At 67.3% G+C, this 12,046-nt stretch carries 11 protein-coding genes; 6 read left to right on the forward strand and 5 right to left on the reverse strand.

Going from position 1 to position 12,046, the window contains the following annotated elements:
* Positions 1–95: 95 nt before the first annotated feature.
* The 4 genes from ACTIFF_RS06315 to ACTIFF_RS06330 all read left to right on the forward strand — a co-directional run bounded on the left by ACTIFF_RS06315 (position 96) and on the right by ACTIFF_RS06330 (position 4,616).
* Positions 96–422, forward strand: coding sequence for a PsiF family protein (locus ACTIFF_RS06315; protein WP_439536057.1), 327 nt, complete (start codon positions 96–98; stop codon positions 420–422).
* A 184-nt stretch (positions 423–606) separates the two neighbouring features.
* Positions 607–1,251, forward strand: a complete 645-nt coding sequence (locus tag ACTIFF_RS06320) for a hypothetical protein (RefSeq protein ID WP_439536058.1) — start codon at positions 607–609, stop codon at positions 1,249–1,251.
* 98 nt (positions 1,252–1,349) lie between these two features.
* A complete protein-coding gene (locus ACTIFF_RS06325) occupies positions 1,350–2,165 on the forward strand; it encodes a hypothetical protein (RefSeq protein ID WP_439536059.1) in 816 nt (271 codons plus the stop codon).
* Between the two features lie 45 nt (positions 2,166–2,210).
* Positions 2,211–4,616 carry a serine/threonine-protein kinase gene (locus ACTIFF_RS06330; protein WP_439536060.1) on the forward strand — a complete coding sequence of 802 codons (2,406 nt, stop codon included), beginning with the start codon at positions 2,211–2,213 and terminating at the stop codon, positions 4,614–4,616.
* Between the two features lie 21 nt (positions 4,617–4,637).
* Here ACTIFF_RS06330 and ACTIFF_RS06335 read toward each other — a convergent pair whose 3' ends face one another.
* Both ACTIFF_RS06335 and ACTIFF_RS06340 read right to left on the reverse strand, forming a co-directional pair.
* Complete coding sequence (locus ACTIFF_RS06335) at positions 4,638–5,528, reverse strand: adenylate/guanylate cyclase domain-containing protein (RefSeq protein ID WP_305615648.1); 891 nt, start codon at positions 5,526–5,528, stop codon at positions 4,638–4,640.
* A 100-nt stretch (positions 5,529–5,628) separates the two neighbouring features.
* Entirely contained in the window at positions 5,629–6,369 is a 741-nt protein-coding gene (locus tag ACTIFF_RS06340) for a pteridine reductase (protein WP_439536061.1), read from the reverse strand.
* Positions 6,370–6,452: 83 nt separating this feature from the next.
* Between ACTIFF_RS06340 and ACTIFF_RS06345 the strand changes: the two genes are divergently transcribed.
* Positions 6,453–7,592, forward strand: coding sequence for a class I SAM-dependent methyltransferase (locus ACTIFF_RS06345; protein WP_439536096.1), 1,140 nt, complete (start codon positions 6,453–6,455; stop codon positions 7,590–7,592).
* Here ACTIFF_RS06345 and ACTIFF_RS06350 read toward each other — a convergent pair whose 3' ends face one another.
* From ACTIFF_RS06350 to queE, 3 genes are all read right to left on the reverse strand, one after another.
* Positions 7,593–9,605, reverse strand: coding sequence for a transglycosylase domain-containing protein (locus ACTIFF_RS06350; protein ID WP_439536062.1), 2,013 nt, complete (start codon positions 9,603–9,605; stop codon positions 7,593–7,595).
* A 35-nt stretch (positions 9,606–9,640) separates the two neighbouring features.
* The gene (locus ACTIFF_RS06355) at positions 9,641–10,006 is read right to left on the reverse strand and encodes a 6-carboxytetrahydropterin synthase (RefSeq protein ID WP_439536063.1); all 366 of its coding nucleotides are present in this window, start codon (positions 10,004–10,006) and stop codon (positions 9,641–9,643) included.
* A gap of 86 nt (positions 10,007–10,092) precedes the next feature.
* Positions 10,093–10,725 carry a 7-carboxy-7-deazaguanine synthase gene (gene queE, locus ACTIFF_RS06360; RefSeq protein WP_439536064.1) on the reverse strand — a complete coding sequence of 211 codons (633 nt, stop codon included), beginning with the start codon at positions 10,723–10,725 and terminating at the stop codon, positions 10,093–10,095.
* 87 nt (positions 10,726–10,812) lie between these two features.
* Here queE and ACTIFF_RS06365 point away from each other — a divergent pair, with 87 nt between their 5' ends.
* Positions 10,813–11,862, forward strand: coding sequence for a serine/threonine protein kinase (locus tag ACTIFF_RS06365; RefSeq protein WP_439536065.1), 1,050 nt, complete (start codon positions 10,813–10,815; stop codon positions 11,860–11,862).
* The last annotated feature ends 184 nt before the right edge of the window (positions 11,863–12,046 follow it).

A 12,046-nucleotide genomic window follows, 5' to 3' on the forward strand; every position in this document is an offset into this window, starting at 1 on the left:
TTCCCTGTTTGATGACATGCGAATATCATGCGGATCGACTGGCATTTTCCAGTCGATCCGCATATTCATTCATTGTTGTCGTGAGGAGGTACATCATGTCCGCATACCGCTTGCCCCCGGCGCTGACCATCCTGTCAGCCGTCCTGCTGCTTGTCTCGTCGACGGCCGCCATCGCGGGGCCGCAGCAGGAGAAGATGAAGGCCTGCAATGCCGAAGCGAAAGAGAAGGCACTCAAGGGTGACGAACGCCGCAGCTTCATGAGCGGCTGCCTGTCGTCGGGCTCTGCCGCGAAACCGACGCTGACGGCAGACGAGGCCAGCGCGCTCAAGGAGCGCAAGAAGCAGTGCCGCACCGAAGCCACGGACAAGGCGCTCAAGGGCGAAGAACGAAAGTCCTTCATTGCGGAATGCGTCAAGGCCTGACATCCGTGTTGCCGGTGTCGCAACCACGGCACCGGCGGTTGTGGCTTATGCAACAACCCGCCGTGAATCGTGCGGCAAGGAGGGGCGGCGCCGCGATGTCCTTTTGCTATAGTCCGGCGGTGTTCGACTGTCGGGGGATGTCGTGCTGCGCTATCGCAATGGGGGCATCCGGCTGCTATGTGGCGTGACGCTCCTTGCCGCCGCGTCGATGGCAGCGGCATTCAGTTTTTCCGAAGAAGCCGAGAAGGACGCCCGCGCCGAGGAAGAACGCAACGCCGCCTCGCATACCGCGCTGTCGCTCCCGGCGGCCTGCCTTGACGAACTGAAGCGCAGGAAGATCATGATCGTCATGGGCGAGCGCACCGGCGAGGGCATCACCGCCAGCCAGGCCCGCTACAGCCCGCACTTCAATTCGATCAACAAGCGCCTGCTCAAGCAGGGCATCCGCACTTATTCCCAGCAGGAAATCACAGCCCATATCGCCCAGGCGGAGGTGGATGCCTACTTCCGCAACGATCCCGACGCCGCGCTGGCCGCCTCGAAAAAGATGGGCGCCCAGCTGATCCTGCGCGGCACGATCGCCTCGCGCTCGATGCTGAATCCGGTGGTCCGCATTCCCGAGGTCTACGTGACGATCGCCTTCGCGCTGATGAAGCCCGACGGCACGCTGCTGTCCGATGCCCAGGCATCGGCCGAGTCGTATGCGGGCAGCGACACGCTGGCCATGGCAGGTACGCTGGTGGAAGAAAAGGCCGACGGCGTGGTGAATACGCTGTTGGGTGGCTATTGCGCGAACGCGGCATCGAGCGGCGGCAAGAAGCGAAAGTAGGCAGTCCGCACCGGGGCAAGGGCCTTCAGGCCCGAGCATCTCCAGCCGGCGCAGAACCGGCGTGCAATCGATCGGGATGACCAAATGAAAGGGATGTCATGACTATCAACCACGGGATGTTGCGCCACAGGGTGGCAGTCGCAGTCGCACTCGCCTGTATCGGGGCACCGGCTTTTGCACAACCGACCTTCGAGAGCGCTTCGCCGACGGCCGGTACTAGCACGTCCGACAAGGCCAACGAAAGCGCCGACAAGGCGATGTACAAGGCTGTCGAATACAGCAACAAGAACAAGAAGGGGCCGGCCGTCATCGTCGTGCCGGGCGAGATCAAGAGCAACAACGCCACCTTCACGCAGAAGTTCGCCTCCAACAACATCGCCGACTTCGGCGAACTCGAACTGTCGCAGGCCAATTTCAAGGTGCTGGAGCGGTCCGATCTCGGTCCGCTGCTGGGCGAGTTCCAGCTGGCCTACTCGATGGGCGATCCCGATTCGGCGCGCAAGATGCTGCAGAAGGGCAAGTTCAAGACGACCAAGTACGTCGTGAAGTTCGACATCCTGAAGGCAGAGCAGGTCGCCGCCGCGAAGGAAGGCATCAGTGGCCGGGCGATCGGCAACATCATCGGCATCCTCGGTGGCAGCCGCGGCAGCTACGCCGCAGGCGAAGCGGTCGGATCGGTCGAAACAGGTGCTGCTTCGGGCGTGTGGATCATCGGCATGCGCTACAAGATCATCGACGCAAACACCACCGAACAGCTGGCGCAGGGCTATACGGAAGAGAAGATGGAAGTCGGTGCCAAGGGCACCTCCATCCTCGGCGTGTCGAGCAGCCAGGAAGGCGGCATCACGCTGGACGGCATGGTGCAGCGCCTGGTACAGAAGTCGGTCTGGGAAATCGACGCGAAGTACAAGTAAGACACGCGAAGCAGACGCAAGCATCATGCTGCCGGAGCACACGCCGTGAGCCTTCCAGCCAGATTGGGCAAGTACGACATCCTGCGCGAGCTCGGTCAGGGTGCCATGGGCATCGTCTATGAAGGGCGCGACCCGGTCATCGACCGCAGGGTCGCCATCAAGACGCTCAAGCGCGAGCAGCTGGAACGCATCGAAGCCGACGAGGTGATCGCGCGTTTCAAGCGCGAGGCGCAGGCGGCCGGACGGCTCAATCATCCGAATGTCGTCGCCATCTACGAGTATGGCGAAGCCGACGACGGCACGGCCTTCATCGCGATGGAATTCGTGCAGGGCCGCGAACTGAAGGATCTGTTCGAAGCCGACGAGCGCATACCCCTGCCCATGGTCGGACGGCTCATGGGGCAGTTGCTCGATGCACTGGGGCATGCGCACCGCCACGGCGTCACCCACCGCGACATCAAGCCGGCGAACATCATCCTGCTGGCCGACAACACGGTGAAGGTGGCGGACTTCGGTGTCGCGCGGATCGAATCGTCGAATCTGACCCAGACCGGCACGGTCATCGGCACGCCGTCCTACATGTCACCCGAGCAATTCATGGGGCAGACGGTCGATGGCCGCAGTGACCTGTTTTCCGCAGGTGTCGTGCTGTATCAGCTGCTGACCGGCGAGAAGCCCTTCACCGGCGCGCTGACCACCATCATGCACAAGGTGCTGAAGGAAGATCCGACCTGGCCTTCGGTGCTCAACGTTCACGTCAATGCCCGACTCGACGCCGTGGTGCGCAAGGCGCTCGCCAAACGTCCGGACGACCGCTTTCAGGATGCCGCGTCATTCCGCGCGGCACTCGATGGAGCGCTGGTCGCGTCCGCCGACGATGACGCCACCGTCGTAAACCTGTCGGATGACAATGACGCCACGCTCGTGACGCAGGCGGATGCGACGCTTGCTACGCCAACGCCAACGCCAACGCCAACGCCAACGCCAACGCCAACGCCAACGCCAACGCCGGTCGATCGGGCGCCGGCCGTCGAGTCGCCGCCCCGCGCCCACCCGGTCAACACGCCCGCGCGCCGCGGACCGCTGCCCTTCGCGATCGCTGCCGCAGCGCTGGTCGCCGTGAGCGCAGGGGTCTGGTTCGCACTGCAACCGGCAGCCGACGCACCGGCACCGACCGCCGCCATCGAAGTCGCCACGCCCGCGCCGGCGCCGGCTGCGCCGGTGCCGACGCCGCCCGCGGCACCGGAACGTGCGCTCGACCCCGGCGTCACGGTGATCAGCGCAATCGGGCTGGCCGACCCGAGTGACCCGCGCTTCGCCAACGATCAGGCTGCGCTGGCGGGCGCACTGCGCGACGACGCGCGGCGCCAGATACTCGAAAAGGCGGTCGCCCTGTTCGTCGATCCGAAGTCGGTCAACAGCCATTACGCACTGCTGCAGGACAAGCTGCTGGGTCGCAGCGGTGATTTCATCCAGGCGGTGCTCGAAGAGGCGCCGCCCGAGCTGGGCAAGGACGGTCTGATGGCAGGTGCCGTGCGTGCCGCAGTGCGCGTACGTCAGGTGCAGAAGTCGTTGAACCAGATGTCGGAAGACGAGCGGGTCGATTTCATCCGCAACAACGGTGATCCGAAGGTTTCGGTCGCCGTGTCATCGCGCTGGGCCGACGGTGACCCGTCCGCCCCCGCGCAGCGTTCGCCGCTGGCCGAGAACATGTTGAAGCAGCATGTGCAGGGTTTTGGCTTCCGCACCTGGAACGACGATGTGGGCAGCCCGCAGGTGGCCGACTTCAGCATCGACGGAGAGGTGCGTTTCAAGCGACTGAGCGCCAGGCTGGCGGCGTCCGGACTGACCATAGACAAGGTGGTGCTCACCTCCTGGACCGTCCGCTGCACCGACCGCAAGACCGGTGAAGAGGTCTATCTGAATACCGAGATCCCGGAAGGTGCGAGCTGGGCGTCGGAAGAAAAGGCGCTGGCTGACATCGGACAGCGGGTCGGCGAGCAGTTCAGCCGCGATTTCTTCCTGAGCCACTTCCACTTCGCCGGTCGCAAGGTCAGGCTGGACATCGCCGGACTGCCGGGTCAGGACACCGCACAGGCGCTGCTGCGCGAAATCGCGTCGATGCGGGCGGTGCTCGGCACCGAAGTGCTGCGCATGGACGCGGCGGGTGCCGCGCTGAATGCTGACATGTCGGGCGGGCTGGCCGAGACCAGTCAGAATGTGCAGGCCGGCATCCTGCTGCCCTTGTCGCGCAAGCTCGGCCGCAACTGTCTGCGCATCGTGTCGAGCAGCCCGGAGGCGGTGGCGCTGGAATTCGAGGCGGCGTGCCGGGAGCCGTCGGTGCTCGCCCGGCTGGAAACGCTGCCACCGGCTGCGCTGATGGACGCTGCACCGGCAAGGCGCGAGGCCGTGGTGCGCGATCCGGAGCTGCTGAAGCGGATCAGTATCTGACGCCGTCCGGCGGCATGCCGGTCAGCCCAGCACCTCGAACTGCATCAGATCGATGCCCTGTTCCATCGCGCTGTGGCCGAAGCCGATGGTGCCGTGACCGCGCAGGATCATTTCCTCGCGCTTCAGGATGACTTCGTTTTCGCCCTCGATGCGCAGGAAGGTGCCGTTGGTGCTCTGGTCGATCAGCACGAACTTGTCGCGCCTGCGCTCGATGCGGGCGTGGTTGCGCGAGGCCCGCTGATCCTTGATGACGACTTCGTTCCCCATGTCCCGGCCGAGCGTGAGCGGTCCGTGCGTCGGGTCCAGCGTGCATTCCATTTCGCGGTACTTCACGAACAGGCGCGCCATCACGTACAGCGGTGCGGTGCTCGACGCCTTCATCGTGAGGTCGGCGCCTTCCTGCCACAGCACTTCGCACACGCGAACGTCTTCGGCTTTGCCCTTGACGGTCAGCGCATCGATTTCGCGCACGGCCGGGGCGAGCGACAGGGTCAGCGACGACAGGGTTTCTGCGGTCGTGATCACCTGACCGGCCTGTGCAAGACCGGCCATGCGGGCCGCGGTATTGACCGTGTCACCGAACACGTCGTCGTTTTCCTCGATCGCCGGCCCGTAATGGAAGCCCACGCGGATGGCCAGCTTGACGCCCGATACCGGCGGCAGGTCCGTGATGCGGTGCTGCATCTCGCAGGCCGCCTGAATGCCCTCGTCGGCGCTCGGAAACGTCGTCATGACCTCGTCGCCGATGGTCTTGATGACCTTTCCGCCATGGCCGTCGATCACCCGCCGGATACGGTTCAGGCAACGTTCGACCGCACGCAGGGCTTCTGCATCCCCGAGCTTTTCGTACAGCCGGGTGCTGCCCGACACGTCGGCGAACAGCACGCAAAGAGATTTTTGTTGGGAGCTCATGGGTGGCCGGAGTGGCGATCGACTGTAAAGACATTTTACAAATGCGCGCCTGATCTGTCCGGCTTTTGCGCCGCAATCATCCAAACGGCTGCCGCATGCGTCACAGATGCGCGCTGCGCCCGCCGTCCACGGCGATGATCTGACCGGTGATGTAGGGCGCGTCTTCGATCAGGAAGCGTACCGTACGCGCGATGTCCTGTGGGCAGCCTTCGCGTTTGAGCAGGGTGTGTTCGACGATGCGCGAACGCTCGGCCGCGTCGAACAGCGGGTCGTCCGGCCACTGTATCGGTCCCGGCGCCACGCCATTCACCCTGACCTGCGGCGCCAGTTCGATCGCCAGCGCCCGGGTCAGCGTGGCCAGCGCGCCTTTCGACGCGCTGTACAGGGCGTATCCGGCGAGCGGACGTTCGGCGTGGATGTCCGCGATGTTGACGATGCAGCCGCCGCGCGCCCGCAGTTCCGGTGCGGCGGCCTGGGCCAGGAACAGCGGCGCCTTGAAGTTGCTGCCGACCAGGCTGTCCCAGTCCTGCGCGGTCACGCTGCCGATCGGCGTCGGAAAGAAGCTCGACGCATTGTTCACCAGCGCATCGAGCCGGCCCCACAGCGCGGTGGCCGCCGTCACCAGCGGCGGCAGGCCGTCGGTATCGAGCAGATCGGCTGCCAGCCCGGCGGCGCTGCCGGGGCGCAGCGCATTCAGCGATTCGACCAGCGCATGCGCCTCGCCGGTGGAGCGGTGATGGTGGATCACCACCCGCCAGCCGGCACCGTGCAAGGTACGCGCGGTCTGCGCGCCGACCCGCCGCGCCGCGCCCGTGATCAAGACTACCCGTTCGTGGTTCATGTCGTCCTGCCCGATTGTGCCGCGCCCGTCAGTTGCCGCATCATGCGCAGCCCGCCCGAATCTTTGTCCATATGTCCCTGCCTGTGCATCTGCCCCCTCCCGACGCCGATGCCCTCGACCACAGCGCCCGCCTGCAGGCGCTGCTCCGGGCCGAAATCGCCGACAGCGGCTGGATGCCGTTCAGCCGCTACATGGCGCTCGCGCTTTATGCGCCCGGCCTCGGCTATTACAGCGGTGCGCTACAAAAGTTCGGCAGCGGCGGCGATTTCGTCACCGCGCCCGAACTTTCGCCGCTGTTCGGACGCTGTCTGGCGACCCAGCTGGCCGAATTGATGCAGGAGTCGACGCCTCACCTGCTGGAGGCTGGCGCGGGCAGCGGCCGGCTCGCCGCCGATCTGCTGCGCGAACTCGATCGCATCGGCTGCCCCCCCGAAAGTTACCGCATCCTCGAACTGTCGGCCGATCTGCGCGCGCGCCAGCGTGCGCTGATCGCGCGCGAAGTACCGGCGCTGGCCGGACGCGTGGACTGGCTGGATACGCTGCCGACGCATTTCAGCGGCGTGGTGTTCGGCAATGAACTGCTTGATGCCCTGCCGGTCGAGCGCATCCGCACCACGGCCTGGGGCATCGAAGAAGCCGGCCTCGTGCTCGACAGTGACGGGCAGATCGTGCCGGGCTGGCGCGCCGCGCCGCCGGCGCTGGCCGACGCGGCCCGCGCGCTCGGTCTGCCGTCGGGCTACGAGACCGAACTGGGCCTGGCCGGACGTGCCTGGGTGGCCGAGTGGGCGCGGCGCATCGATCGCGGTGCGCTGCTGCTGATCGACTACGGCTTCCCGCAGGCCGAGTACTACCACCCCGACCGCAGCACCGGCACGCTGATGTGCCACTACCGCCACCATGCGCACACCGAGCCGATGTGGATGCCGGGTCTGTGCGACATCACGGCCCATGTCGACTTCACCGCGGTGGCGCAGAGCGCATTCGACGCCGGTCTGTCGCTCGCCGGCTACACCTCGCAAGCGAGCTTCCTGCTCAACTGTGGCCTGCCTGCGCTGCTGTCGGATGAACCGGAACCGCTGGCACGCGCGAAGCGCAACGCAGAAGTGAACCAGCTCACCTCGCCGGCCGAAATGGGCGAACTGTTCAAGGTGATCTGCATGACGCGCGGCATTGCCGCACCGCTGACCGGCTTTGCCCGCGGCGACCGCAGCCATACGCTCTGATCAGGGGTGCGCCGGGGAGGCGGCGGACTCGTCCAGCCGCACCTCGAATTCCATCGATTCGACCTGCAGGCCGGCCGCGTCGAGCAGCGCCAGCCGATGGCGCCCCGGGCGCGGGCTCCACAGCGCCCGGCCTTCGACCGCCGGCAGGTGTTCGCCATTGATCATCCAGACCAGCCCCGGTAGCGGCGGACGGGCCTCGAACAGCAGGGTCTGGCGGCCGGCAGGCAGGCCCGCGCTGACCAGCTTCACGCCACTCTTCGGCAGCACGATGCGCGGTCGGCCAGCCACATCGCGCACGGCGGCATCGACGAAAGCCTGCTGGGTGCCGGGCAGGAAGTACTCGTCGCGGGACGCTTCGATCGCCGGCTCGAACTGCACGCGGACCCGCTCCACGCCCGGTGGCGCGGCCGGGCGTTCGGGCGGTGGCTCGAATGAAGGTCCGTCCAGCGCGTCGATCAGCGCCAGCCAGGTGCCGGCGACCGGGCGTGGTGCGCGCAGCGCCACTGTGTAGTGGCGCGTGAATCCGACCGACCACCAGACCGAACGGTCAGCGGAACGGCCATTCATCAATGCCGCCCAGGGCCGTGGCGCCGCCTCGCCTTCGGTCGGACGCAACGTCAGCAGGTCGCCGACGATCCAGGCCGCGGCCGGCGACCACAGTCGTTGCGCCGGAGACGCGGGAAGCGCGTCGGCCGCAGTGACCGGTTCGAGCCGCCAGGCGCTCCACAGGCCGGCGCTGGCAAAGGTGCGGTAGGCGTTCGCCAGCTCGATCAGACTGGCGCGCGTACCGCCCTTCGACACGGCCGCCAGGCCGTGCGCCTGCAGGGTGGCGTCCAGCGCGTCGTCACCGATCAGCGCGCGCACGCGCAGCGCAGGAAAGTCGGCGCCGAGGCCCAGTGCGCTGCGCACGCTGACGGCGCCGCGCGGCTCGCCATCGGGCATGCCGGGCGGCAGGGGCAGCGTGACGAAAGCCGGGCTGTCGTCGAGCACGGAAGCCGCCGTCAGCCAGCGTTGCTCGATCGCCATGCCATACAGAAAGGGCTGCAATGCACTGCCGGTCGGCTGGCGCTGCAGCACGGAGTCGGCAGTGTCCGGTCCGCCGCCCCAGACACGCACTTCACCGGTCAGGTTGTCGAGCACCACCACGGAGGTGTCGTCGCGCGTACCGCCCAGCGCCTGCAGCGCGCGTCGCTGCAGGCGGGCGTCCAGCGTGGTCGGGCGTTGTTCGCCGGGTTCGCGCAGCAGCCGGCGCGCCAGCGCGGTGGCGTCCTGCCAGCGCGGCTCGATGCGGTAGCGCTGCGACAGAACGGCGTCGGCGCGCGTCCGGATGTCGCGGCAATCCGGCACCGGATCGAGTCGCTTCGCCACCGCGCAGGCACGCATCGCGACCTTTTCGGCTGATGCATTCGGGCCGCGCAGCAGCGCGGCCAGCAGCACTGCCTCCACCGCATCGACCGCGTCCGGATCCTTGCCGAACAGGCCGCGCGACGCGGCGCCGATGCCGCGCAGTTCGCTGCGGAACGGGGCCAGATTGAAATACGCCTCGAGTATCTGCGCCTTGTTCCAGCGCCGCTCGATCTGGCGCGCCGCGGCCGCCTGATCCCACTTCTGGCCGACGCTGCGCCGCGTGCCCTGCAGGCGCAGCGCCGGGTCGATCAGGCCGGCCAGCTGCATGGTCAGGGTGGACGCACCGCGCGGCCGGCGGCCTTCCAGTGCGCGCCACAGATTGTCCCAGGTGGCCCCGGCCAGCGCCTGCCAGTCCACGCCGTCATGCTGCAGAAAGCGCTTGTCCTCGGCCACCAGCAGCGCGCGCACCAGCGGCTGCGACAGCGCTCGAGCGCTGACCCAGTCGAGTCGTCGTTCGTCGAAATCGACCCGCACTTCGGCCAGCGGCTCGCCGTGGCGGTCGAGCAGACGCGCTTCCGACGGACGCCAGGCGTCGCGCACAGCGTCGAAGTCGGGCGCCAGCGCGTGCGCAGCGGTGCCGGCCAGCAGGCTGACGGCACACAGCACGGACCGCGCAACATCACGGATTGGCCTCGGTTGGTTCAAGCCGCGCACAGCGCGCACTTGTCGCCCGAGGCCTGACGTTCCACGGTGACGCGCGCCAGTTGCGGCAGCTGCGGCGCCAGCGCGCGCCAGATGAACTGGCACAGGTTTTCCAGCGTGGCCGGGCCGAGGCCGGCGACTTCATCCAGAAAGCGGTGGTCGAGCGCGTCGCGCACGCCGGCCAGTGCCGCACGCAGCAGCGCCAGATCGACCAGCATGCCGCTGACCGGGTCGGGCTCGCCGCGCAGCGTCACTTCGGCATGATAGGTGTGGCCGTGGATGCGCAGGCTGCTGTCGGTATCGACCTTGCGGCGCAGGGTGTGTGCGGCTTCGAAGTAGAAGCGCTGGCTGAGTTCGACGACCATCTTTGACGGGTGAAAGGATGCTGGATTGAATGAAAACGCGGTGCATTGGAACGTCGTGCACCCGGGCGTCCGCGACGCTGCGACGATCAGCGGATACCCAGCGCCTTGTGTGTCTGGTGGCTCAGCCGCCAGCGCGGATGGCGCATGCACCAGTCGATCGCCCAGCGGCGGTTGTCGGCTGCCGCCGCATTGTCCATCGGCTGCACCAGGAAGTGCCGGAAATCCCAGCTTTCCATCGCTTCGAGATCCAGTCCGGGCTGCGGTACGACCACCTTCAGTTCGTGGCCATGGCGCAGCACCACGTCGTTGCCGGCTTTCGGGCTGACACAGATCCAGTCGATGCCGTCGGGTGCCGCCAACGTGCCATTGGTTTCCACGGCGATCTCGAAATCGCGCGCGTGCAGCGCGTCGATCAGTGCGCAGTCGAGCTGCAGCAGCGGCTCGCCGCCGGTCAGCACGACCAGACGCCGGCCCCCCGCGCCGGCCCAGCAGCCGGCGATCGTGTCGGCCAGCGTGTCGGCCTGTGCGTGTCGGCCGCCCAGCGTGCCGTCGGTACCGACGAAATCGGTATCGCAGAAGCGGCACTGCGCGCTGGCGCGGTCCGCCTCGCGGCCGCTCCAGAGATTGCAGCCGGCGAAGCGGCAGAACACCGCGGCCCGGCCGGCATTCAGCCCTTCGCCCTGCAGCGTGTAGAAGATTTCCTTGACCTGATACGTCACGGCGAGCGCAGTTGCGGCGGGAAACGCGCTAGGGTAGGGGTTGCCGACCCCGAATTCAAGGTTGGGCCCCTCATTCAACGAGACACGATGAACGATTCAGACACCGATGTGCCGCCCGAGCTTCGGCCCGAGGTTCAGCCCGAGTCTCAGCCCTACTCGGGGCTCACCCCCGAAGCCGTGCTCGACGCACTGGAAGCCGCAGGTTATGCGGTCGACGGCCGCCTGCTGGCCCTGAACAGCTTCGAGAACCGTGTCTATCAGGTCGGCGTCGATGACGGTGCGCCGATGATCGTCAAGTTCTACCGCCCGGCGCGCTGGACCGACGCCGCCATCCTGGAAGAGCACGCCTTCTGCCTCGAGCTGGCGGCGCGCGAGATTCCGGTCGTCGCCCCGCTCGAATTGCCGTGCGGCAGCACGCTGATGACGCACGCCGGCTATCGCTTTGCCGTGTTTCCGCGCCGCGGCGGGCGGGCGCCCGAATTCGACCGCGCCGACACGCTGGAATGGATCGGCCGCTTCATGGGCCGCATCCATGCACTCGGCGCGGTGCAGCCGTACGTACATCGGCCGTCGCTCGACATCGCCAGCTTCGGCGAGGAGCCGGCGGCCTTCGTGCTCGACCACCAGTTCGTGCCGCCGGAACTGGAAGGCGTCTATCGCGGCATCACCGCACAGGCGCTCGACGGCGTACGGGCCGCGTTTGACGGCGTCGGCGCCATCCGCCGCATCCGCACGCACGGCGATTGCCACATCGGCAACATGCTCTGGGTGGAGGGGCAGGGGCCGCATTTCGTCGATTTCGACGACAGCCGAATGGCGCCCGCCGTCCAGGACCTGTGGATGCTGCTGTCCGGCGAGCGGGCGGATCGCGCCGAACAGCTCGGCAAGGTGCTTGTCGGTTACGAGGAATTCTGCGAATTCGACCCGCGCGAACTGCAGTTGATCGAGGCGCTGCGTACGTTACGGTTGATCCACCACAGTGGCTGGATCGCCCGCCGCTGGCAGGACCCCGCCTTCCCGACCGCCTTTCCGTGGTTCGACACGCCGCGTTACTGGGAGGCGCGCATCCTCGAATTGCGCGAACAGGTCGCGGCGATGGAAGAACCCGCGCTGTGGCTGGAGCAGGCCATGCGCTGAGCGATTCGCGCGGAGGGTCCCGCGCGGCCTGTGGAAGTGGCGTCACCTGTGGGAGCGGCGGCCTGTGGGAGCGGCGGCCTCGCCGCGATAGATGGAGCCATGGTACGGGTTCCACCCCCCGCTAGCGGCCCGGGCGCCGGGCCCCCACCCCCGACTCACCCCCCCCCCCCACGGACCCACCCCC

The organism is Methyloversatilis sp., from assembly GCF_051861465.1.
Lineage (GTDB): Bacteria > Pseudomonadota > Gammaproteobacteria > Burkholderiales > Rhodocyclaceae > Methyloversatilis.